Here is an 18217-nt window from a genome sequence, read left to right as displayed (position 1 = left end):
AGCCATTGAGGATCACCTTGTCACCCTTGCGCCAGTCGGCATGGGAAGAGGAAACAACGGTGCCGGCGAAATCGATGCCGGGCACCAGCGGCCAGCGGCGCACGACCGGCGCCTTGCCGGTGATGGCCAGCCCGTCCTTGTAGTTCACCGTGGTCGCCTCGACGGCGACGGTGACATCGCCTTCCATCAGGTCGACTTCGGTGAGGTCGACGATTTCGACCGACTGCTTCTTCTCGGCATCGCGCGAAACGAGGATGGCTTTGAAGGTATCGGACATTTTTGTCTCCTCGGTTCGGGCGTTTCCTTGCGGACGGAAAACCGCTGCATGCTTTCCCGCAATCGCGTCAGTTTCCTGGAATTGCTTCAGGGGCCGACTTTGAGGCGATGGCCGCGCGAGGTCAATTGCCCGGCTCCTGAGGCTTGGTTTCCCGCCGCCAGCCGATCAGCTCATCGAAGACAACCAGTGCCGCGCCCACGGAAATGAAGGCGTCGGCGAGGTTGAATACCGCGAAGGACCAGACCGGGGTATGGAACAGAATATAATCGATGACGTGGCCGAAAACGGCGCGGTCGATCAGGTTGCCGAGCGCGCCGCCGACGATCAGGGCAAAGCCGATGCGGGCAAGGATGTGACCGGCGGGCGTGCGCACGGCCAGATAGAGCACGAAGGCGACCACGAGCACCGCGATGATCACCAGGCCGGTATCGCCGAAGGACGAAAACATCGAGAAGGCGATGCCGGTGTTGTAGGTGCGGAACAGCGCCAGGAAAGGCAGGAAATCGACCTTTTCCTGAAAGGCGAGGCCATTCTCCACCATCTGCTTTATCCACTGATCGAGCGCGATTGCGGCAACGACCAGCAGGGCGTAAGGGGACCAGGATTTCACTTGGCAGTCCTCATCGCATGTCGGTGGCGGGGTCGAGCTTCAACGCGCCGCGACGGATCTCGAACAGCATCACGCCGGTAGCGACCGCCAGGTTGAGGGAATCGGCTCGACCAGCCTGCGGGATCCTGAGCAGCCGGTCGCAGCTTTCAGCGAGGCTGTCGGGCAGGCCCTGCTGCTCGTTGCCCATCAAGAGCAAGACAGGGCCTCTCGAGAAGTCGACCGAGCGGTAGTCGACCGCGCCCTTCAGATGCGTTCCGGCGACGAGGCCGGGAAAGTCGCGCCGCCAGGCAAGGAAGGCCTCTTCAGTCGCCTTGGCGACCGGCACGGCGAAAATCGAGCCCATGGTGGCGCGCACCGTCTCCAGCGAGAACGGATCGGTGGCATCGCCGACCAGGATGACGCCCCTGGCGCCGACGGCATCAACGGTGCGGATGACGGTGCCGAGATTGCCGGGGTCGCGCACGCGGTCGAGCGCGACCCAGACGTCGCCGTCCGTGGCGCGGATGTCCTTCAGCGGCAGCGTCCGCTGCGCGAAGACGCCGACGACCATTTGCGGGTTTTCGCGGCGGGTGATGGCCGTGAGCACCTTTTCCGAGACTTCGAGCACGGTGCCGCCGGCGGCGACCGTGCGCGCCGCGACCTTTTCGACCGCCGCGTTGCCGCGCCCGGCCTTGGCGAAGACCAGCGTCCTGATCGACCAGCCGAGGTCGAGCGCGTCGATGACCAGCTTCAGCCCCTCGGCCATGAAGGCGTTCTGCTGGTCGCGGAACTTCTTCAGCGCCAGCGCCTTGATGTCCTTGACCAGCGGGTTGGCGAGGCTGGTGACTTCCTTGACCTGGCCGACCGGCCGGTGTCCGTCATACGCGACCATTTCAAGCCACCCAGCGCGAGAACAGCGAGGTCGAGAGCGCGCGGCCGACGGACTTCTCGCGGATGATCAATTCGCCGGATTCGACCGTGCCGCCCATGCCGGCGAAAGTGTCGCGCATCAGGGCATGGATGGCGAAGAAGGAGGCGCGAATCGAATAGGCTGTGAGAACCACGGCCAGCGGCTTTGGCGTCAGGATCGAGCGGCAAAGGTCAGTGAGCCCCGGCAGGTCCTCGAACAATTGCCAGACTTCGCCCTTCGGGCCGCGGCCATAAGCGGGCGGGTCGAAGAGCACGATGTCGTAGCGGCTGCCGCGACGCTCTTCCCGCTCGGCGAATTTCACCGCGTCCTCGACGATCCAGCGGATCGGCTTGTCGGCAAGGCCGGCCATCTCCTGGTTTTCGCGCGCCCAGCCGATCGCCTTCTTCGAGGCATCGACATGGGTGACCTCGGCGCCGGCGCGTGCGGCCACCAGCGAGGCAAGCCCGGTATAGCCGAAGAGGTTCAGCACCTTGACCGGGCGTTTGGCCGCGACGATCAGCCCGGCCATGTGGTCCCAGTGCGAGGCCTGCTCGGGAAAGACGCCGACATGACGGAACGAGGTGAAGCGGCCGAGATAGTCGATGCCGTCATGCTTCATCGGCCAGGTCTCGCCGAGCGGTGTTTTTGGAAAACGCCAGCGGCCGATGCCTTCCTCGTCGGTGTCGCCGGTGAAGATCGCGTCGGCGCGCTCCCATTCCTTTGCGGGAAGCGCCCGCTGCCAGATCGCCTGGCCCTCAGGGCGCACGATGCGGTACGGCCCATACTGCTCCAGTTTTTCGCCGGCGCCGCTGTCCAGCAGCGCGTAGTCGGCGTTGGGCGCGACTTCGAGGATCAGCGGCAGCCGCTCGGCGGGCAGCACACCGTCGCGGCGCGCAAGCACGCGCCGCGCCGGTTTTGCTTCCTGTCGATCCGCGGATTTCGTTTCGGTGCGTTCGCCGGTCGTCGACTGCGGCCGTGCAGGCGCGAACGTGTCGCGTTGGCGCGCCGGTTCCGATCGGGCCGGGTGCGGGCGGCTGTCGCGGCGTTTGTCGCGAAAGGATTTCAAGAACAAGCATCTCCGGCGGTTCGGCTCGCTTCTGCCACAGCTATGCCGGTCGGCGCAACAAACCATGCGCCCTTGCGAGGCTGAGCGCCGCGACCGTGGTGACAAGCACCGACCAGAACACCAGGAATCCGCGCATCTCCATTGGGAAGAACGGGGACGGCATGCGAGTGTTCCATATCGGCAAATAGCTTGCCGCGATGAGCGCCCCAGCCCTATCGTCCGCCCAATCCCGGATGGCAAACCGATGTCCCGTGCCGAACGTCTGCTCGACCTGATCCAGATCCTGCGCCGCCATCGCCGGCCGGTGAGCGGCCGCACGCTTGCCGGAGAGATGGGCGTCTCGATCCGCACGCTCTACCGTGACATCGCGACGCTGCAGGGGCAGGGCGCGCCGATCGAAGGCGAGGCGGGATTGGGCTATGTGCTGAAGCCAGGCTTCATGCTGCCGCCGCTGATGTTCACCGACGAGGAGATCGAGGCAATCGTGCTCGGCTCGCGCTGGGTGGCAAAACAGCCGGACAAGCGGCTGGCCGCGGCCGCCACGGATGCGCTGTCCAAGATCGCGGCGGTGCTGCCGGACGATCTGCGCGAGGACCTCGACGCCACGACGCTGCTCGTCGGGCCAAGTTCAGCGAGCGTCGAGGCGATCGATCTCGGCGTGGTGCGGCAGGCGATCCGCGAGGAGCGCAAGCTCGGCTTCCTCTATCGCGATGCCGGGGGCGCCGCGTCGGAGCGCATGGTCTGGCCGTTCGCGCTCGGCTTCTTCGACAAGGTGAGGGTGATGGTGGCGTGGTGCGAGATGCGCCAGGATTTCCGGCATTTCCGCACCGATCGCATGTCCCGCCTCACCGCCACGGACATCCGCTATCCGCGCCGCCGTCAGGCGATGCTCAAGGAATGGCGGGCGACGCTGGACACGCCGGGTCCAAAAAACTCGGTTGACTGATGACTGCTGCCAGAATCTGACAGCGGTATCGCGTACCGTCCTCAAGGTTCAAAACACCTTGGAGATCAGACATGTCCACGCCCAATTTCGTCATCCTCTATGTCGACAGCCCCGAGCGGAGCGGTGCGTTCTATGCCTCGCTGCTCGGACGCGCGCCCGTCGAGGCCTCGCCGACCTTTGCCATGTTCGTGCTCGACAAAGGCTTCAAGCTCGGCCTCTGGTCGCGCCACACTGTGGAGCCGGCAGCGGCCGCCGCGGGCGGAGGTGGCGAGCTGGTGCTTGCGGTCGAGGATGCGGCTGCGGTCGACGCCACGCATTCCGACTGGGCCAAGCGCGGTCTGAAGATCCTGCAGGCGCCGACCGACATGGATTTCGGCCGCACCTTCGTTGCGCTCGACCCAGACAATCACCGTCTGCGCGTCTACTGGCCGAACGAGGGAGCACAGGCATGAGCGCCTATTGGATCGCCGTCGCATCGGCCGAGCATGTGCGGATCGGCCGCCAGGGCGGCTTCATGCAGGTGAACCACGGCAAGGCGGCGCCGCTTCGCCGCATCAAGCCGGGCGACGGCATCGTCTATTACTCGCCGAGCACCGTGCTCGGCGAGAAAGACGGGCTGCAGTCCTTCACCGCTCTCGGCACGGTCCGTGAGGGCGAGGTCTATCAGGGCATCATGGGCGGCGGCTTCACGCCAGCGCGGCGCGATGTCGATTGGTCGGACGCCAAGGAGGCGCCGATCAAGCCGCTGCTCGACCGGCTGGACTTCACCGCCGGCAGGCCCAACTGGGGCTATCAGCTTCGCTTCGGGCTGTTCGAGATCGGCGAGCACGACTTTCGCCTGATCGGCGAGGCGATGGACGCCATACTCGCGGCTTCGGCTATTTGAGCGCCTTGTAGACGGCGATGCCGGCGGCGAGGTCCTCGAGCGCGGCGCCGACCGATTTGAACAGCGTGATCTCGTCGTCCGCCTGGCGGCCTTGTTTCTCGCCGCGCGCCAGCTCGTGCAGATCGGCAACGATTGCTTCCGGCTTCAGCACGCCGGAAGCCAGTGGCTGGACGATGTCGCCGGCCTCCTTGGTGGCGCCGGCGCGGGTGTCGACATAGACGCGGGCGCGCGAAATGGCGTCGTCGTCGCTTTCGCGCATCGTCGGCGTGAAGCCGCCGACCAGGTCGACATGAGCGCCCGGCTTCAGCAGCGCGCCCTTGACCAGCGGCGTTGTCGAGATCGTCGCCGACGAGACGATGTCGGCTTCGCCAAGCTCGGCTTCGAGGTTTCCGGCGGCCTCGGCCGGAAGGCCTTCGGCGCGGAGCGCCGCCGTGACCTTCTCGGCGTTGGCCGGCGTGCGGTTCCAGATGCGGATGGATTTGATGGGTCTCACCGCCGAGTGCGCCTTGGCGAGGAAGGATGACAGCGCGCCAGCGCCGACCACCAGCAGCTGCGAGGCGTCCTTGCGGGCGAGATAAGATGCGGCGAGCGCCGAGGCGCAGGCGGTGCGCCATTGCGTCAGCCGCTGGCCGTCGATCAGCGCTTGCGGTTCGCCGGTCACGCCGTCAAGCAGCAGATAGAGGCCCATCACCGCCGGCTTGCCGATGGCGTTGTTGTCGGGGGAAACGGTGACGATCTTGACGCCGATATGGCCTCCCGCCGAGGTGCCGGCGGCGTTGAAGTCGGTCCAGGCCGGCATCAACAGCAGCGTCGATGCGGCGCCATCCGGCCGCTCGATCGCGTGGTGATGGCGAACCGGCTGCACGGCGCCGTCGCGGAAGGCCGTGCGCAGCGTCTCTACCAGCCCGGGAAAGGTGAGCGCGCGATCGACCTCGGTGGCCGAGATGGTCAGCATAAAAAGCTCCGTGAAAGCGAGTTGCTGCTCAGTTTGTCGGCTTGGGCAGCGGCGGTCCTTTCGGCGCCGCGGGAGCACGGCTCACCGCCTGGCGCAGGTTCTCGGCCTCCAGGCCCCGCTGGCGCGCGAGCTTGCGGTAGCGGCCCTGCTTCACCCAGGTCGCCATGCTGCCGACGACCATGCCGACGGCTAAAGCCAGGAACAGGAAGATGAAGAGCGGCAGGTTCAGCGTCAGCGCCGGATTGCCGGGGTGGAACGGGTCAAGCGTGAAGGCGACCGGTCCGCGGTTGGCCACGGCAAGCGCGATCAGGATGATGGCCAGCGGCACGAAGACCACGACGAGCATGAAGCGATTGAACATCAGATCTCCGTGGAGAAGCATCTTAAAGCGCGCATGTCTTTGTCCCGAAGCCGGTCTCCACTTTCGGGAGACATGCTCCAAGCGCCGGAACGTCGCTGCGATCCGGCGCGGCGCCTATTTGCCGCCGTTCAGCCTCTCGCGCAACTCCTTGCCGGTCTTGAAGAACGGCACCCACTTCTCCTCGACCTCGACGGACTCGCCGGTGCGCGGGTTGCGGCCGGTGCGGGCGGGGCGGTTTTTCACCGAGAAGGCGCCGAAGCCGCGCAGTTCGACCCTGTTGCCTTCGGCAAGCGCGTCGGTGATCTCGTCAAAGATCGCGCCGACGATGTTTTCGACGTCGCGCAGGAAAAGATGAGGGTTGCGCGCGGCAATGATCTGCACAAGTTCGGATTTGATCATGAGAACGTTCCCCGTAAACCACACAGCGGTCAAATTATCAGGATGATTTTATTGCTTTTTTGGTTCTTCCCGACAGCTTGTCAAGGGTGCCAGACCGAAACGAGACCGTCAAGGAACAAGCGGTCTGCGCCGAGCTCGTGAATGACATCGCCGCCGGCGTCCGGCAGGCCCAGCGCGTTGGCGACGGCTTTGGTCATGCTCCTCGGAAACAGGTAGCTGCGGCCCTCCGTGTTCTTCCACTCGACGACCTTGAGCTTGCTGTCGACGCCCTTGGTCGCCAGCCAGTCGATCGCCTCGGTCTCGCCGCCGACCGCGTCGACAAGGTGGTTGCCGAGCGCCTGGCGGCCGGTGAAGATCGAACCGTCGGCCAGCGCCTGCGCCTGCTCATGCGTCATTTTGCGCCGCTCGGCGACGATGCCGACGAACCAGTCATAGCTGTCGAGGATGAGCTTGCGCACCATGGCGCGCTCGTCGTCGTTGGTCGGCTTGAAGGGCGAGGGCGAGGCCTTGAGCGGCGAGGATTTCACTTCCTCGAGCTTGATGCCGAGCTTGTCCATCAGGCCGCTGACGTCGGGATACTGGATCAGCACGCCGATAGAGCCGACGATCGAGGTTTTGCGGGCCACGATATGGTCGGCCGCGCTTGCGATCATGTAGCCGGCGGACGCCGCCAGCGTGCCGACCTCCGCCACCACCGGCTTGTCGCCGGCAAGCTTGCGTACTTCCTCATAGATCGACTCGCCGCCGACCGTGGTGCCTCCGGGCGAATCGATCGAGAGGATGACGCCCTTCACCGTCGCGGACTTGCGGATCGACTCCAGCCGTTTGATCAGCTCCTCGTCCTCGGTGATGGTGCCTTCGATCTTGACCTTGGCGATGTGGTCGACCGCCTGGCCGGTGAAATCGTCACTGTAGATCCAGGCCGAAAAGGCGATCAGCGCCGCCGCCAGAACAACAAACGTGGCGACGCGCCAGAACGTCAGCTTGCGGCGCAAGCGGCGGCGGTCGATCAGGTCGTCGGCTCTCATAGCCATATCAGCCTCACAATCGGTGGGAGAGGACGCTTTTAAAGCAAGCATCCGCGCGGGGCTACCGTTTCCTGACAGCTTCCGGCGCCAACGCAGCTGTCACGACGACCTCACGAAAAATTAACGCAGCCGGCCCCTATCTGCTATGAAGGGCTGGCAGTTCAGCCGAATTCGTCTTAGTCCTGCGGTAGTAGCCGTCACATTTTTGCAGTTTTCCTCCGCTTGTGCTTGCTTGCGGGGGCCGGCATACCACCTATAGGCGGTGTTTGGCGGGCAAGGGCTCATTAGAAAACAGTCATGTTGGCGCGATCTGACGATACGAGCGATGCCGAAATGGTGTCGGCTGCCGCTGGCGAAAGCGGCGCGCGCGGCGACGCGTTCGACCGTGCGGAGCGGCATTCGCGCCGCGTGCGCGTGCTGAAGTTCGCCGTGCCGCTGCTGGCGGCGGCTATTGCAATCGCCTTTCCAGTCTATTCCTACCTCGCCGCGCCGGTTTCGGTCTCGGTGCAGGCCGATGGAGCCGCCTTTTCGGACGGCAAGCTGGTGATGGCCAATCCCAAGCTCAACGGCTTCACCAAGCAGAAACTGCCTTATTCGCTGACAGCGACCAGGGCGACGCAGGATGTCGGCAAGCAGGACGTCATCGACCTCGAAGGCATCAACGCCAAATTGCCTGTCGCCAGCGACAATGTGGTGGCGGTCGATGCCGCGCACGGCATCTACGATCGCGGCGCTAACACAATGGACCTGACCAGCGATGTCTCGGTGACCACCACCGACGGCATGGTGGCCAAGTTCAAATCGGTCTTCCTAGACATGGGCAAAGGCTCTATGAAGACGAGCAATCCGGTCGATGTCAGTCGCGGCGGGTCGCGCATCACCGCCGACTCGATGTCAGTGGAAGAGAACGGCAAGGTGGTGGTTTTCGAGAGCCGAGTGCGCGTCAACATCGATCCGGCCGCTCTGAAGGCGGCGGGGATTAAGAGTGGAGAAGAGAATGCGTCGCAGTAAATCCGCGTGGCTTCTGGGCGCAGCCTCTGCACTGCTGTTGCTGGGAACGGCGAATTCGTTTGCGCAGTCGAGCGCGAGCAGCCAGATCCCCGGACTGAAGCTGTCGGGCGATCAGCCGATCCAGATCGAAAGCGACAAGCTCGAGGTCCGGCAGGTCGACAGCGTGGCGGTGTTCAACGGCAACGTGACCGTCAATCAAGGGCCGACGCTGCTCAAGGCCGGCAAGATGACGGTCTACTACGTCAAGGATGCCAATGCCCCCAAGGGCGCGGCGGCCGGCGCGTCGGCGATGACGGGTGCGGCCAACATCGACCATCTGGTGGTCGAGAACAAAGTCTACATCAAGTCGAACGACCAGATCGCCACCGGCGACAAGGGCACCTTCGACATGAAGACGCAGGTGCTGGTGCTTCAAGGCAAGGAAGTGGTGCTGTCGCAGGGCGATAACGTGCTCAAGGGCTGCAAGCTCACCGTGCAGATGAAAAGCGGCCTCGGCAATGTCGAAGGTTGTCCTCGCGTCATCATGTCGTTCAAGCCCCAGAAGCAGGGAGCGCAGCAGCAGGGAGCGCAGCAGGACTAATGACCGGCGTATCCTCGCTGCTTGCCCGTCTTCCGGGACGGGCGGCCGCAAAGCCGGCTGCGCCGGCAACGGTCGGCGCCGACAAGGCAAAGTTCAAGGGCACCCTGATCGCCAAGGGCCTGACCAAGAGCTACAAGGGCCGCAAGGTGGTGAGCGGCGTGACGCTCGGCGTGCGCGCCGGCGAGGCCGTCGGCCTGCTCGGCCCCAATGGCGCCGGCAAGACCACCTGCTTCTACATGGTCACCGGTCTCGTGCCGGTCGACGAAGGCACGATCGAGATCGACGGCTTCGACGTCACCTCGATGCCGATGTACCGCCGCGCCCGCCTCGGCATCGGTTATCTGCCGCAGGAAGCGTCGATCTTTAGGGGCCTCAACGTCGAGCAGAACATCCGCGCCGTTCTGGAGGTGGTGGAAAAGAGCCGCAAGGAACGCGAACGCACGCTCGACGAGCTGCTCGAGGAATTCCACATCAGCCATCTGCGCAAGGCGCCGTCGATGTCGCTGTCTGGCGGTGAACGGCGGCGTCTCGAGATCGCGCGGGCGCTGGCGACGCGGCCGGCCTACATGCTGCTGGACGAGCCTTTCGCCGGTATCGATCCGATCGCGGTCGCCGACATCCAGCAGCTCGTTCGCCATCTCACCGCGCGCGGCATCGGCGTGCTGATCACCGATCACAATGTGCGCGAGACGCTCGGGCTGATCGACCGCGCCTATATCATCCATGCCGGCCAGGTGCTGACGCATGGCAGGGCCGACGAAATCGTCGCCAACGCCGATGTGCGGCGTCTCTATCTCGGCGAGGGCTTTACCCTCTAAGCACGAAAATCTCCCGTTCGGCGGGATTTTCGTCCGTTTTTCGAGATTCTTGACGGTTCCGGCACCGGATAACGCTCCGGTAAGCCGGGGATGCTAGCGTTTGCCTTGACAAGCAAAAGCCGGGCCAGTTTCTATGGCCGACCGAAAAACCATAGTTCGAAGCGTAGACGAGGCGTTTGAATCCAACCATGGCGCTGGCGGCCAAACTGCAGCTCAGACAGTCCCAGTCGCTGGTGATGACGCCCCAGCTGATGCAGTCGATCCGGCTGCTGCAGCTCACCCATGTCGAGCTCGAACGCTTCATCGACGAGGAGATCGAGCGCAATCCATTGCTGGAGCGGGCCGAGCCGCAGGATGAAACGGGCGGCGACCTGCCGCAGAAGAGCGAGACCGCTCCGGAACCCGCTGCCGGGGACGACTGGTTCGAAGGCGAGACGGAATGGAGCGCCGAGGCGATCTCGGAAAAGCTCGACTCTTCGCTGGAGAACCTGTTTCCCGACGATCCCGGAACAAGCGAAAAGCTGGGGCCGGACCTTTCGGCGCAATGGAAGTCGGCTTCGGGGGGCAGTGCCGGCGGCGCCTCGTCGGAGGGTTTCGATGTCGGCGAGATGGCCGCGACCGTCGTGACGCTGCGCGAGCATGTCGGCGAGCAGATCGCGCTTGCCTTCCCCAACCCTGCCGAACGCCTGATTGCGGGCGAGCTTGCCGACAGCCTCGACGAGGCCGGCTATCTGCGCGCCGACCTGGACGAAATCGCCGCGCGGCTTGGCGCGGACGAGGCGGCGGTTTCACGCGTGCTCACGGTCTGCCAGACTTTCGAGCCCGCCGGCCTGTTTGCCCGCGACCTGGCCGAATGCCTGTCGCTGCAGCTTGCCGTGCGCGACCGGCTCGATCCGGCGATGAAGGCGCTGGTCGCCAATCTGGAGCTGCTCGCGCGACGGGACTTCCAGACGCTGAAGCGTATCTGCGGCGTCGACGAGGAGGATCTTCTCGACATGCTGGCCGAGATCCGAGCGCTCGATCCGCGGCCCGGTACCGCCTTTTCGGGCGGCGCGAGCGACGCCATCGTCGCCGATGTCGAGGTGCGGGCGGCTGCCGACGGGAGCTGGGCGGTGGAGCTCAATCCCGACACGCTGCCGCGCGTTCTGGTCGACCACGTCTATTTCGCTCGGGTTTCCAGCCACGCCAGGGACCAGGCGGAAAAGGAGTTTCTGGCCGAATGCTTGCAGAACGCCAACTGGCTGACGCGCAGCCTCGACCAGCGGGCGAAGACCATTCTCAAGGTGGCCTCGGAAATCGTGCGCCAACAGGACGCGTTCCTTGTCCATGGCGTGCGGCATCTCAAGCCGCTTAACCTGCGCACCGTGGCCGACGCGATCGGCATGCATGAATCGACGGTCAGCCGCGTCACCGCCAACAAATATATGCTGACGCCGCGCGGCGTCTTCGAACTGCGCTATTTCTTCACCGCTTCGATCGCCTCCGCGGAGGGCGGCGAAGCCCATTCCTCGGAAGCCGTGCGCGACCGCATCAAGCAGCTGATCGACGAGGAAAAGCCCGCCGACGTGCTGTCCGACGACGCCATCGTCGACATGCTGAGGGAAAGCGGCGTCGACATCGCCCGCCGCACCGTCGCCAAGTACCGGGAGGGCATGAACATCCCTTCCTCGGTGCAGCGCCGCCGGGAAAAGCGGGCGCTGGCCAACGCCGGGCGCTAGGGGCAGTTGACACTCAGCCGGCCTGACCTAATTGGTGCTGAGCTTGGGGAACGGGCGGATTTCCACAGTTTTCATGCTTCATTGACAAGCTGCAATGAAGTGTCTAGAAGCCCGCCCGCATGAGCCGGGCCGTGATGCCCGCTCGCGGATGGGTCCGTCAAAGCGAAGGCCTCGGACGGCCAGAAGGCGACTTGTGATCAACCGGAAAGTTCGGGTCTAAAATCGGCGCGCGTGCCGCCGCAAAGCTTGTGCGCGCGCACCACGGGTATAAACTCGGGACAGTTTGAAGCCTGAGCAAGGAAGGTCAGTTTTCAGATGAATCTGCGCATTTCGGGAAAACACATGGACATCGGCGATGCGTTCCGCACGCGCATCAACGATCGTGTCAACGAAGCGATCGAAAAATATTTCGATCGGGGTTTTTCAGGACATGTAACGGTCATCAAGGCGGGGTCGCGCTTCTCGGCCGACTGCATGATCCGTCTCGATTCCGGTGCCTCGCTGCAGGCGACCGGCGACGCCCAGGATCCCACGCTTGCCTTCGAGGCGGCCGCCGATCGCCTCGAAACACGGCTCAGGCGCTACAAGCGCCGGCTGAAGTCGCACAGTTCCAGCAATGGCAATGGCGAATCCACCGATATCGCCTACACCGTGATGGAGCCGCTCGCCGACGACGATGAGGAAATCCCGGAAGACTTCGCTCCGGCCATCGTCGCCGAATCGACGGTGACTCTCCGCACCATGTCGGTGGCGTCAGCCGTCATCGAGCTCGATACCAAGGACAGCCCGGTTTTCGTTTTCCGCAACGCCGGAAACGACCATGTCAATATCGTCTACCGCCGGCCGGATGGAAACATCGGCTGGATCGATCCGTCGACGACCAAAGTCGCGCAGGGTTAAGAAAGCCGGCCGCGCGAGGGGGACGACTGGCGCGGCAGGCGAGCAAGGGATTTTTCAAGCATGGATCTCAGCGATCTCATCAGCGTCTCGGCTATCATGCCGGCGTTGAAGGCGAATTCCAAAAAACAACTTCTGCAATTGCTGTCGGAGAGGGCGGCGGCGATTTCAGGGATTCCGGAGCGGGAGGTGTTCGACACGATCCTGCAGCGCGAGCGGCTGGGTTCAACCGGTGTCGGCAACGGCATTGCCATTCCGCATGGCAAGCTCGCAGGGGTCAAGCGGATCGCCGGCGTCTTCGCCCGGCTGGAGACGCCGGTGGATTTCGAGGCGCTCGACGATCAGCCGGTCGATCTGGTGTTTCTGCTGCTTGCGCCCGAAGGCGCCGGCGCCGACCATCTCAAGGCGCTGTCGCGCATCGCGCGCGTGCTGCGCGACGCCGATACGGTAGCCAAGATCAGGGGAACGCGCGACGCCGTGGCAATCCACGCGCTTCTGTCGGATACGCAGGCCTCGCACGCGGCCTGAAGCTTCGAGGTAAAGCCCAGCTTTCTTAGCTAAACCCAGCTTTTTGGGATCCAAACCTTGGAAGGCCGCCGAGAGCGGCCCTGTTCAATCCAGGCAAGGACCAGGGTCAGTGAATGGCGACCGTGGTCAGATCGTTCTCCAGCGCACCCGCCAGCGCCCGGTCACGGGCATCGGAAAGCAGGATCGGCTGGCCGTTGGCGGCAAACAGCGCCCACAACTCCAGACCGGGCGCGATTTCGTCGAGGCCAGGGAAGCGGCCGCGCAGATCGTCGCTCGATACTTTCCTCAGGTAAGCGACCGAACCTTCGCCCAAATGAGCGAATTCGCCGCTGGTCATGGTCGCAGTTTCGTCAGTTCTGGTCATTTCAAGCCTCCTTGCCGCGAGAACGCCAGTCAGGCCGTTCCCGCATAGAGCCATCGGCGAAGATCAGTCTTTCACCGATATGTTTATTTTCCGTACCAGCCGTTCGGCCTCGGGCCGGTCGAGGTCGACCGACAGGAGACCGTTCTTCAGCTCCGCGCCGATCACCCGCATGCCGTCGGCCAGCACGAAGCAGCGCTGGAACTGGCGCGCGGCGATGCCGCGGTGGAGGAATTCGCGCTCGGTATCGTCGGTCTGGCGGCCGCGCACGATCAGCTGGTTTTCCTCCGTGGTGACATCGAGGTCGCCTTCGGCGAAGCCCGCCACGGCGAGCGTAATGCGCAGCCTTTCGGCCTTGCCGTCCGCGGCGCCCAGGCGCTCGATATTATACGGGGGATAGCTGTCGCCCGACTTCGCCAGACGCTCGAGCGTCTTTTCCATGGCGTCGAAGCCCAGAAGAAGCGGGCTGGAGAAGGGCGTCATTCGACTCATTGTTACACTGTCCTCTCAAGAGCGACACAAACTGGAAAAACCCAGATGGCATTTTTCCCGGTGGTCTTGATATGGTCCGCCGCGCGAACAAGTTCAAGCCATCAAAACCCCGCCCAAAAAGACTCCCCAAAAAGGAATTGAAATGCCCCAGTCACGAAAGATCATCATCGACACGGATCCCGGCCAGGACGATGCCGTCGCCATATTGCTGGCGCTTGGCAGCTCCGAGCTGGAGGTCGTCGGCATCACCGCCGTTGCCGGCAACGTGCCGCTGAAGCTCACCGAGAAAAATGCCCGCAAGATCTGCGAGCTCGCCGGCCGACCCGACGTCAAGGTCTATGCCGGCGCCATCCGTCCGCTGGCGCGCGCGCTCGTCACCGCCGAGGAAGTGCATGGCAAGACCGGCCTCAACGGGCCGCAATTGCCGGAACCGACGATGCCGCTGCAGGAAAAGTATGCGGTCGATTTCATCGTCGAGACGCTGATGCGCGAGGAAAGCGGCACGATCACGCTCTGTCCGCTCGGGCCGCTCACCAATATCGCCCTGGCGCTGATCCGCGAGCCGCGCATCGCGCCGCGCATCAAGGAGATCGTGCTGATGGGCGGCGGTTTCTTCGAGGGCGGCAACGTCACGCCCGCCGCCGAATTCAACATCTATGTCGACCCGCAGGCGGCCGACGTGGTGTTCAAGTCGGGCATTCCGATCGTGATGATGCCGCTCGACGTCACCCACAAGGCGCTGACCACGGCCAAGCGCACGCAGGCCTTCCGGCAACTCGGAACCAAGGTTGGCACCGCGACCGCCGAGATGCTGGAGTTCTTCGAGCGTTTCGACGAGGAGAAATATGGCACCGACGGCGGGCCGCTGCACGACCCGTGCGTGATCGCCTATCTCGTCAAGCCCGAGCTGTTCAAAGGCCGCCGCTGCAACGTCAGCGTCGAAACGACCTCCGAGCTCACCATGGGCATGACGGTGATCGACTGGTGGGACGTCAGCAAGCGGGAGAAGAACGCCATGGTGATGCGTGACATTGACCACGACGCCTTCTTCGCGCTGCTGGTGGAGAGGTTGGGGCGGCTGTAGCGCCTTTTCCTTCCCCCCTTGTGGGGGGAAGGTGGATCGGCGCGAAGCGCCGAGACGGATGAGGGGTGTTGGAAGAAACTCAACGCCTCACTCCGTCCAGCACCCCTCATCCGGCCGCTTCGCCGCCACCTTCTCCCACCAAGGGGAGAAGGAGGAGGGGGGCGCTTCACTTCGCCTTCGAGAACGCCAGCCAAAGCCCGCCGCCGACCAGGAAGCTGCCGCTGATCTTGGACATCAACTTGACGCGGCTGGCGGACAGCAGTCGTCCGGCGCGGCCGGCGGCGAGCGCGTAGGTCGAATCCGACATGGCGGCGAAGACCATGGCGGTGAGGCCCATGACCACGATCTGCAGCGTGTAATTGCCCTGCGGGGCGATGAACTGCGGGAAGAAGGCGCCGAAGAAGACAAGCGTCTTCGGATTGGAGATCGCCACTAGGAAACCCTGCAGGAAGAAGCCGCCGCGCGGTTTTCTGGCCGACCCGTCGGGGTTCAGGGTGCCTTTGGCGCGAAACATCTGCACGCCCATCCAGATCAGGTAGGCGGCGCCGATCAGCCGCACCCATTCGAACCAGTGGCCCATGCCGGCGATCAGCGTGTTGAGGCCGATGCCGACGATGGCGATCATGATCGCAAGGCCGGCCTGGGTGCCCGCGACATTGGCAAGCCCGGCGCGCGAGCCGTGGCGCATGCTGTTGGCGATGATCAGCGTGACCGTCGGGCCAGGCACCAGGACGATGACGATGCAGGCGACGACATAGGTGGCGTAGAGTTCCAGCGACATGATCTTCCCTCGAACAGGATGGCGCCGACGCGGCGGAGCGCGATCAATGCATGGAGTTGGCGCCGGTGCAAGCCAGGCGGGGCAGCCCGTCAGGCAGCACCCGACGGCCAGGGCAGCGTCGCCTCATAGGCGGCGCCGGCTTGGAGCACGGCGAGGTCGCCGCGCGGCCGGCCGATCAGTTGCATGCCCATCGGCCGGCCCTTCTCGTCGAAGCCGACCGGGACGTTGAGTGCCGGGCATCCGCCCAAAGTGGCAAAGGCGGAGACCTGCATCCAACGGTGATAGCTGTCCATCGACCGCCCGGCGACCTCGCGCGGCCAATGGGTGGCGACGTCGAAGGGGAAGACCTGCGCCGTTGGCAGGACGATGAGGTCGAAGCGTTCGAACAGCGACAGCAACGTCCGGTGCCATGAGGAGCGCCGGACAGTGGCGGCGTGGACCTGCGGCGCGGTGAGGCGGATCGCCTGTTCGATTTCCCAAACCGCTTCCGGCTTCAGCAGCCTGCGTTTCGCCGGATCGTCATAGTGAGCTTTCAGCCCGCAACCGCTGCTCGCCTGGCGCAGCGTCACGAAGGCCTGCCACAGCGCTTCGAAATCGACATCCGGCACCAACGCTTCGCTGACGAAGGATGCATTGGCGAAGCGGGCCAGCGCGCTTTCGCAAAGCTCGAGGATCCCAGGCTCCATCGGCAGGTGGCCGCCGAGATCGCCGAGCCACGCAATCCGGCCGCCGGTGGCCTTCGTCCCCAAACCTTCGAGGAACGAGCCCTGCTTGTCATGCGAGAGCGGCGCACGCGGGTGGTAGCCGGCCTGCTCGTCGAGCAGCAGCGCGATGTCGCGCACGTTCCGGCCCATCGGCCCTTCGACGCCCATTTGCGAATGGAAGACATCGATGTCGGGGCCGGCCGGCACAAGCCCCTGCGAGGGGCGGAAGCCATAGACGTTGTTGTAGGCGGCCGGATTGCGTAGCGAGCCGCCGAAGTCGCTGCCGTCGGCGACAGGCACCATGTCGAGCGCCAACGCCACGGCGGCGCCGCCGCTCGATCCGCCGGCGGTGAGTGCCGGGTCGAAGGCGTTGAGCGTCGGTCCGAAGACCGGATTGTAGGTGTTGGAGCCCAGCCCGAATTCCGGAACGTTGGTCTTGCCGATGGTGATGGCGCCGGCCTTGCGGAGGCGCTCGACGAAGAAGTCGTCTTCTTGCGGGACGAAATCGGCGAAGATCGGCGAGCCGAAAGTTGTCCTCAGGCCCTTGGTCAAAGCCAGGTCCTTGATGGCGATCGGCAGGCCGAACAGCGATCCGGCCGCGCCGCCCTGCGCCAGATGGGCATCGGCCCTGTCGGCCTCGGTGAGGATGTCGGCGCGCTCGCGCAGCGACACGACGGCGTTGACGAGCGGGTTCACCGCTTCGATACGGTCCAGGAAGGCGCCGACCACCTCGCGCACCGACAGATGCCGCTGCCGGATGGCTTGGGCAAGATCGATCGCCGACAGGCGGCAGATGTCGCCGGCCGGCGGCACGGCGTGCTTGGTTACGGGACGCATCGCCGTCACCGCGCGGCCAAAGCCGCGTCGACATCCTTCGCCAGCGGGATCGCCGGCTGCGCGCCCGGCTTCAGGCAGGCGAGCGAGCCGGCCGCCGCGGCGCGCGTGAGCGCCTGTTCGAGCGAGAGGCCGGACGACAAGCCGGCGCCGAAATAGCCGCAAAAGGTGTCGCCGGCGCCGACCGTGTCGACCGGGGTGATCTTCAGCGCCGGAACGGTCAGAAAGCTGTCCGGTGTCGCCGCCAGCACCCCGTCGCCGCCGAGCGTGACGACGATCGTTCTGCCGGTCTTTTGGGCATAGTCGCGCATCCGCGCCTGCCGGTCGCGCCCGGAGAGCGCCAGCGCTTCGCCATAGAGGTCGAATTCGGTCTCGTTGGCGACCGCGTAGTCGGCCTTGCCGAGGAAACGGGAAGCCTCGGTGCGGAAAGGCGCGGTGTTGAGCACGCTGACGGCATCCGCCGCGCGCGCCGCGTCGAGCGCTGCTTCCACCGTCTGCAACGGGATCTCGTGCTGCAGCAGCACGACGTCGCCCTTTTTCAGGAAGGCCTTGGCGACGTCCGCCGGCAGCACTGCGTCATTAGCGCCCGGCACGACTGCGATCACGTTCTCGCCGTCGGCGCCGACCAGGATCAGCGCCGTGCCGGTCGAGGCGAAGCTCTCACCGACGCCGGAGAGATCGACATTGCCGGCTTTCAGCAAGGCAAGCGCTTCGGCGGCAAAGCTATCCCTGCCGACGGCGCCCACCATGCGCACCTTGGCGCCGGCGCGGGCGGCCGCCAGCGCCTGGTTGGCGCCCTTGCCGCCGGGAGCGGTGGCGAAGCCGGAGCCACGGACCGTTTCGCCAGGTTCCGGCAAGCGGTCGACATTGGCGATCAGGTCGAGGTTGATCGAGCCGACAATGATGATCAAGAAACGCCTCCTGCCGAAGCGGTGCGGCGTTCGAACGAAGGCCGAGCCGCTCCAAGTCTTTGCTTTTACACAATTGATTGC

General features: G+C 64.7%; 24 protein-coding genes. 10 read left to right on the top strand and 14 right to left on the bottom strand.

All coding sequences use genetic code 11. The features are described from left to right. The 5 genes from EOA38_RS02140 to EOA38_RS40920 form a co-directional block, all read right to left on the bottom strand. The coding region (locus EOA38_RS02140; protein WP_148669481.1) for an alcohol dehydrogenase catalytic domain-containing protein at positions 1-277 on the bottom strand (277 nt) is incomplete at its 3' end. Between the two features lie 121 nt (positions 278-398). Continuing rightward, positions 399-887 (bottom strand): signal peptidase II, encoded by a 489-nt coding sequence (gene lspA, locus EOA38_RS02135; RefSeq protein WP_126091928.1) that lies wholly within the window; start codon positions 885-887, stop codon positions 399-401. Positions 888-897: 10 nt separating this feature from the next. Further along, entirely contained in the window at positions 898-1758 is an 861-nt protein-coding gene (locus EOA38_RS02130) for an RNA methyltransferase (protein WP_126091929.1), read from the bottom strand. A gap of 1 nt (position 1759) precedes the next feature. Next, the gene (locus EOA38_RS02125; RefSeq protein WP_126091930.1) at positions 1760-2842 is read right to left on the bottom strand and encodes a class I SAM-dependent rRNA methyltransferase; all 1083 of its coding nucleotides are present in this window, start codon (positions 2840-2842) and stop codon (positions 1760-1762) included. Between the two features lie 40 nt (positions 2843-2882). Next, entirely contained in the window at positions 2883-3005 is a 123-nt protein-coding gene (locus EOA38_RS40920) for a hypothetical protein (protein WP_281059651.1), read from the bottom strand. An 81-nt stretch (positions 3006-3086) separates the two neighbouring features. Between EOA38_RS40920 and EOA38_RS02120 the strand changes: the two genes are divergently transcribed. From EOA38_RS02120 to EOA38_RS02110, 3 genes are all read left to right on the top strand, one after another. Next, positions 3087-3788 (top strand): YafY family protein, encoded by a 702-nt coding sequence (locus EOA38_RS02120; RefSeq protein WP_126091931.1) that lies wholly within the window; start codon positions 3087-3089, stop codon positions 3786-3788. Positions 3789-3859: 71 nt separating this feature from the next. Continuing rightward, positions 3860-4240 (top strand): VOC family protein, encoded by a 381-nt coding sequence (locus tag EOA38_RS02115; protein WP_126091932.1) that lies wholly within the window; start codon positions 3860-3862, stop codon positions 4238-4240. Continuing rightward, a complete protein-coding gene (locus EOA38_RS02110) occupies positions 4237-4674 on the top strand; it encodes an EVE domain-containing protein (protein ID WP_126091933.1) in 438 nt (145 codons plus the stop codon). Before EOA38_RS02115 ends, EOA38_RS02110 begins: the two co-directional genes overlap by 4 nt. Here the strand turns inward: EOA38_RS02110 and EOA38_RS02105 are convergent. From EOA38_RS02105 to sppA, 4 genes are all read right to left on the bottom strand, one after another. Continuing rightward, the gene (locus EOA38_RS02105; protein ID WP_126091934.1) at positions 4667-5629 is read right to left on the bottom strand and encodes an ornithine cyclodeaminase family protein; all 963 of its coding nucleotides are present in this window, start codon (positions 5627-5629) and stop codon (positions 4667-4669) included. The two genes, EOA38_RS02110 and EOA38_RS02105, sit on opposite strands and share 8 nt — an antisense overlap. A gap of 28 nt (positions 5630-5657) precedes the next feature. Next, a complete protein-coding gene (locus EOA38_RS02100) occupies positions 5658-5990 on the bottom strand; it encodes a DUF1049 domain-containing protein (RefSeq protein ID WP_126091935.1) in 333 nt (110 codons plus the stop codon). 114 nt (positions 5991-6104) lie between these two features. Beyond that, entirely contained in the window at positions 6105-6389 is a 285-nt protein-coding gene (locus EOA38_RS02095; RefSeq protein WP_027165368.1) for an integration host factor subunit beta, read from the bottom strand. Between the two features lie 80 nt (positions 6390-6469). Beyond that, the gene (gene sppA / locus EOA38_RS02090) at positions 6470-7423 is read right to left on the bottom strand and encodes a signal peptide peptidase SppA (RefSeq protein WP_126091936.1); all 954 of its coding nucleotides are present in this window, start codon (positions 7421-7423) and stop codon (positions 6470-6472) included. A 291-nt stretch (positions 7424-7714) separates the two neighbouring features. Between sppA and lptC the strand changes: the two genes are divergently transcribed. The 6 genes from lptC to ptsN all read left to right on the top strand — a co-directional run bounded on the left by lptC (position 7715) and on the right by ptsN (position 12969). Further along, positions 7715-8428 carry an LPS export ABC transporter periplasmic protein LptC gene (gene lptC, locus EOA38_RS02085; RefSeq protein ID WP_126091937.1) on the top strand — a complete coding sequence of 238 codons (714 nt, stop codon included), beginning with the start codon at positions 7715-7717 and terminating at the stop codon, positions 8426-8428. After that, positions 8415-9008 (top strand): LptA/OstA family protein, encoded by a 594-nt coding sequence (locus tag EOA38_RS02080; RefSeq protein WP_126091938.1) that lies wholly within the window; start codon positions 8415-8417, stop codon positions 9006-9008. The genes lptC and EOA38_RS02080 overlap by 14 nt, the downstream gene beginning before the upstream one ends. Then, positions 9008-9826 carry an LPS export ABC transporter ATP-binding protein gene (gene lptB / locus EOA38_RS02075; protein WP_126091939.1) on the top strand — a complete coding sequence of 273 codons (819 nt, stop codon included), beginning with the start codon at positions 9008-9010 and terminating at the stop codon, positions 9824-9826. Before EOA38_RS02080 ends, lptB begins: the two co-directional genes overlap by 1 nt. Before the next feature lie 188 nt (positions 9827-10014). Beyond that, entirely contained in the window at positions 10015-11544 is a 1530-nt protein-coding gene (gene rpoN / locus EOA38_RS02070; protein WP_126091940.1) for an RNA polymerase factor sigma-54, read from the top strand. A gap of 315 nt (positions 11545-11859) precedes the next feature. Beyond that, complete coding sequence (gene raiA, locus EOA38_RS02065; protein ID WP_126091941.1) at positions 11860-12444, top strand: ribosome-associated translation inhibitor RaiA; 585 nt, start codon at positions 11860-11862, stop codon at positions 12442-12444. Positions 12445-12504: 60 nt separating this feature from the next. Beyond that, positions 12505-12969 carry a PTS IIA-like nitrogen regulatory protein PtsN gene (gene ptsN / locus EOA38_RS02060; RefSeq protein ID WP_027165361.1) on the top strand — a complete coding sequence of 155 codons (465 nt, stop codon included), beginning with the start codon at positions 12505-12507 and terminating at the stop codon, positions 12967-12969. Positions 12970-13075: 106 nt separating this feature from the next. Here ptsN and EOA38_RS02055 read toward each other — a convergent pair whose 3' ends face one another. Together EOA38_RS02055 and EOA38_RS02050 are read right to left on the bottom strand one after the other, a co-directional pair. After that, positions 13076-13333, bottom strand: coding sequence for a DUF1150 family protein (locus EOA38_RS02055; RefSeq protein ID WP_126091942.1), 258 nt, complete (start codon positions 13331-13333; stop codon positions 13076-13078). A 63-nt stretch (positions 13334-13396) separates the two neighbouring features. Next, entirely contained in the window at positions 13397-13822 is a 426-nt protein-coding gene (locus tag EOA38_RS02050) for an Hsp20 family protein (RefSeq protein ID WP_126091943.1), read from the bottom strand. A gap of 142 nt (positions 13823-13964) precedes the next feature. Here EOA38_RS02050 and EOA38_RS02045 point away from each other — a divergent pair, with 142 nt between their 5' ends. Continuing rightward, entirely contained in the window at positions 13965-14906 is a 942-nt protein-coding gene (locus EOA38_RS02045) for a nucleoside hydrolase (RefSeq protein WP_126091944.1), read from the top strand. A gap of 166 nt (positions 14907-15072) precedes the next feature. On the opposite strand, the gene EOA38_RS02040 is transcribed toward EOA38_RS02045, so the two are convergent. The 3 genes from EOA38_RS02040 to EOA38_RS02030 form a co-directional block, all read right to left on the bottom strand. Beyond that, complete coding sequence (locus tag EOA38_RS02040) at positions 15073-15687, bottom strand: LysE family translocator (protein ID WP_126091945.1); 615 nt, start codon at positions 15685-15687, stop codon at positions 15073-15075. A gap of 89 nt (positions 15688-15776) precedes the next feature. Then, positions 15777-17228: an amidase gene (locus EOA38_RS02035; protein ID WP_126091946.1), complete on the bottom strand. Its 1452-nt coding sequence runs from the start codon at positions 17226-17228 to the stop codon at positions 15777-15779. A gap of 5 nt (positions 17229-17233) precedes the next feature. Further along, positions 17234-18136, bottom strand: coding sequence for a ribokinase (locus EOA38_RS02030; RefSeq protein ID WP_126091947.1), 903 nt, complete (start codon positions 18134-18136; stop codon positions 17234-17236). Between the last annotated feature and the right edge of the window lie 81 nt (positions 18137-18217).

This window comes from Mesorhizobium sp. M1E.F.Ca.ET.041.01.1.1, assembly GCF_003997355.1.
In the GTDB taxonomy this organism is placed as follows: Bacteria; Pseudomonadota; Alphaproteobacteria; order Rhizobiales; family Rhizobiaceae; genus Mesorhizobium.
This window is presented reverse-complemented; position numbering and strand designations above follow the sequence as displayed.

Coding starts and splice junctions, on each gene's coding strand:
- EOA38_RS02050 (WP_126091943.1), bottom strand. CDS start 13,822: ATGAGTCGAATGACGCCCTTCTCCAGCCCGCTTCTTCTGGGCTTCGAC.
- rpoN (WP_126091940.1), top strand. CDS start 10,015: ATGGCGCTGGCGGCCAAACTGCAGCTCAGACAGTCCCAGTCGCTGGTG.
- sppA (WP_126091936.1), bottom strand. CDS start 7,423: ATGGCTATGAGAGCCGACGACCTGATCGACCGCCGCCGCTTGCGCCGC.
- EOA38_RS02040 (WP_126091945.1), bottom strand. CDS start 15,687: ATGTCGCTGGAACTCTACGCCACCTATGTCGTCGCCTGCATCGTCATC.
- EOA38_RS02130 (WP_126091929.1), bottom strand. CDS start 1,758: ATGGTCGCGTATGACGGACACCGGCCGGTCGGCCAGGTCAAGGAAGTC.
- EOA38_RS40920 (WP_281059651.1), bottom strand. CDS start 3,005: ATGCCGTCCCCGTTCTTCCCAATGGAGATGCGCGGATTCCTGGTGTTC.
- lptB (WP_126091939.1), top strand. CDS start 9,008: ATGACCGGCGTATCCTCGCTGCTTGCCCGTCTTCCGGGACGGGCGGCC.
- EOA38_RS02110 (WP_126091933.1), top strand. CDS start 4,237: ATGAGCGCCTATTGGATCGCCGTCGCATCGGCCGAGCATGTGCGGATC.
- raiA (WP_126091941.1), top strand. CDS start 11,860: ATGAATCTGCGCATTTCGGGAAAACACATGGACATCGGCGATGCGTTC.
- EOA38_RS02095 (WP_027165368.1), bottom strand. CDS start 6,389: ATGATCAAATCCGAACTTGTGCAGATCATTGCCGCGCGCAACCCTCAT.
- EOA38_RS02115 (WP_126091932.1), top strand. CDS start 3,860: ATGTCCACGCCCAATTTCGTCATCCTCTATGTCGACAGCCCCGAGCGG.
- EOA38_RS02045 (WP_126091944.1), top strand. CDS start 13,965: ATGCCCCAGTCACGAAAGATCATCATCGACACGGATCCCGGCCAGGAC.
- lptC (WP_126091937.1), top strand. CDS start 7,715: ATGTTGGCGCGATCTGACGATACGAGCGATGCCGAAATGGTGTCGGCT.
- EOA38_RS02055 (WP_126091942.1), bottom strand. CDS start 13,333: ATGACCAGAACTGACGAAACTGCGACCATGACCAGCGGCGAATTCGCT.
- EOA38_RS02105 (WP_126091934.1), bottom strand. CDS start 5,629: ATGCTGACCATCTCGGCCACCGAGGTCGATCGCGCGCTCACCTTTCCC.
- EOA38_RS02035 (WP_126091946.1), bottom strand. CDS start 17,228: ATGCGTCCCGTAACCAAGCACGCCGTGCCGCCGGCCGGCGACATCTGC.
- EOA38_RS02080 (WP_126091938.1), top strand. CDS start 8,415: ATGCGTCGCAGTAAATCCGCGTGGCTTCTGGGCGCAGCCTCTGCACTG.
- ptsN (WP_027165361.1), top strand. CDS start 12,505: ATGGATCTCAGCGATCTCATCAGCGTCTCGGCTATCATGCCGGCGTTG.
- EOA38_RS02100 (WP_126091935.1), bottom strand. CDS start 5,990: ATGTTCAATCGCTTCATGCTCGTCGTGGTCTTCGTGCCGCTGGCCATC.
- EOA38_RS02120 (WP_126091931.1), top strand. CDS start 3,087: ATGTCCCGTGCCGAACGTCTGCTCGACCTGATCCAGATCCTGCGCCGC.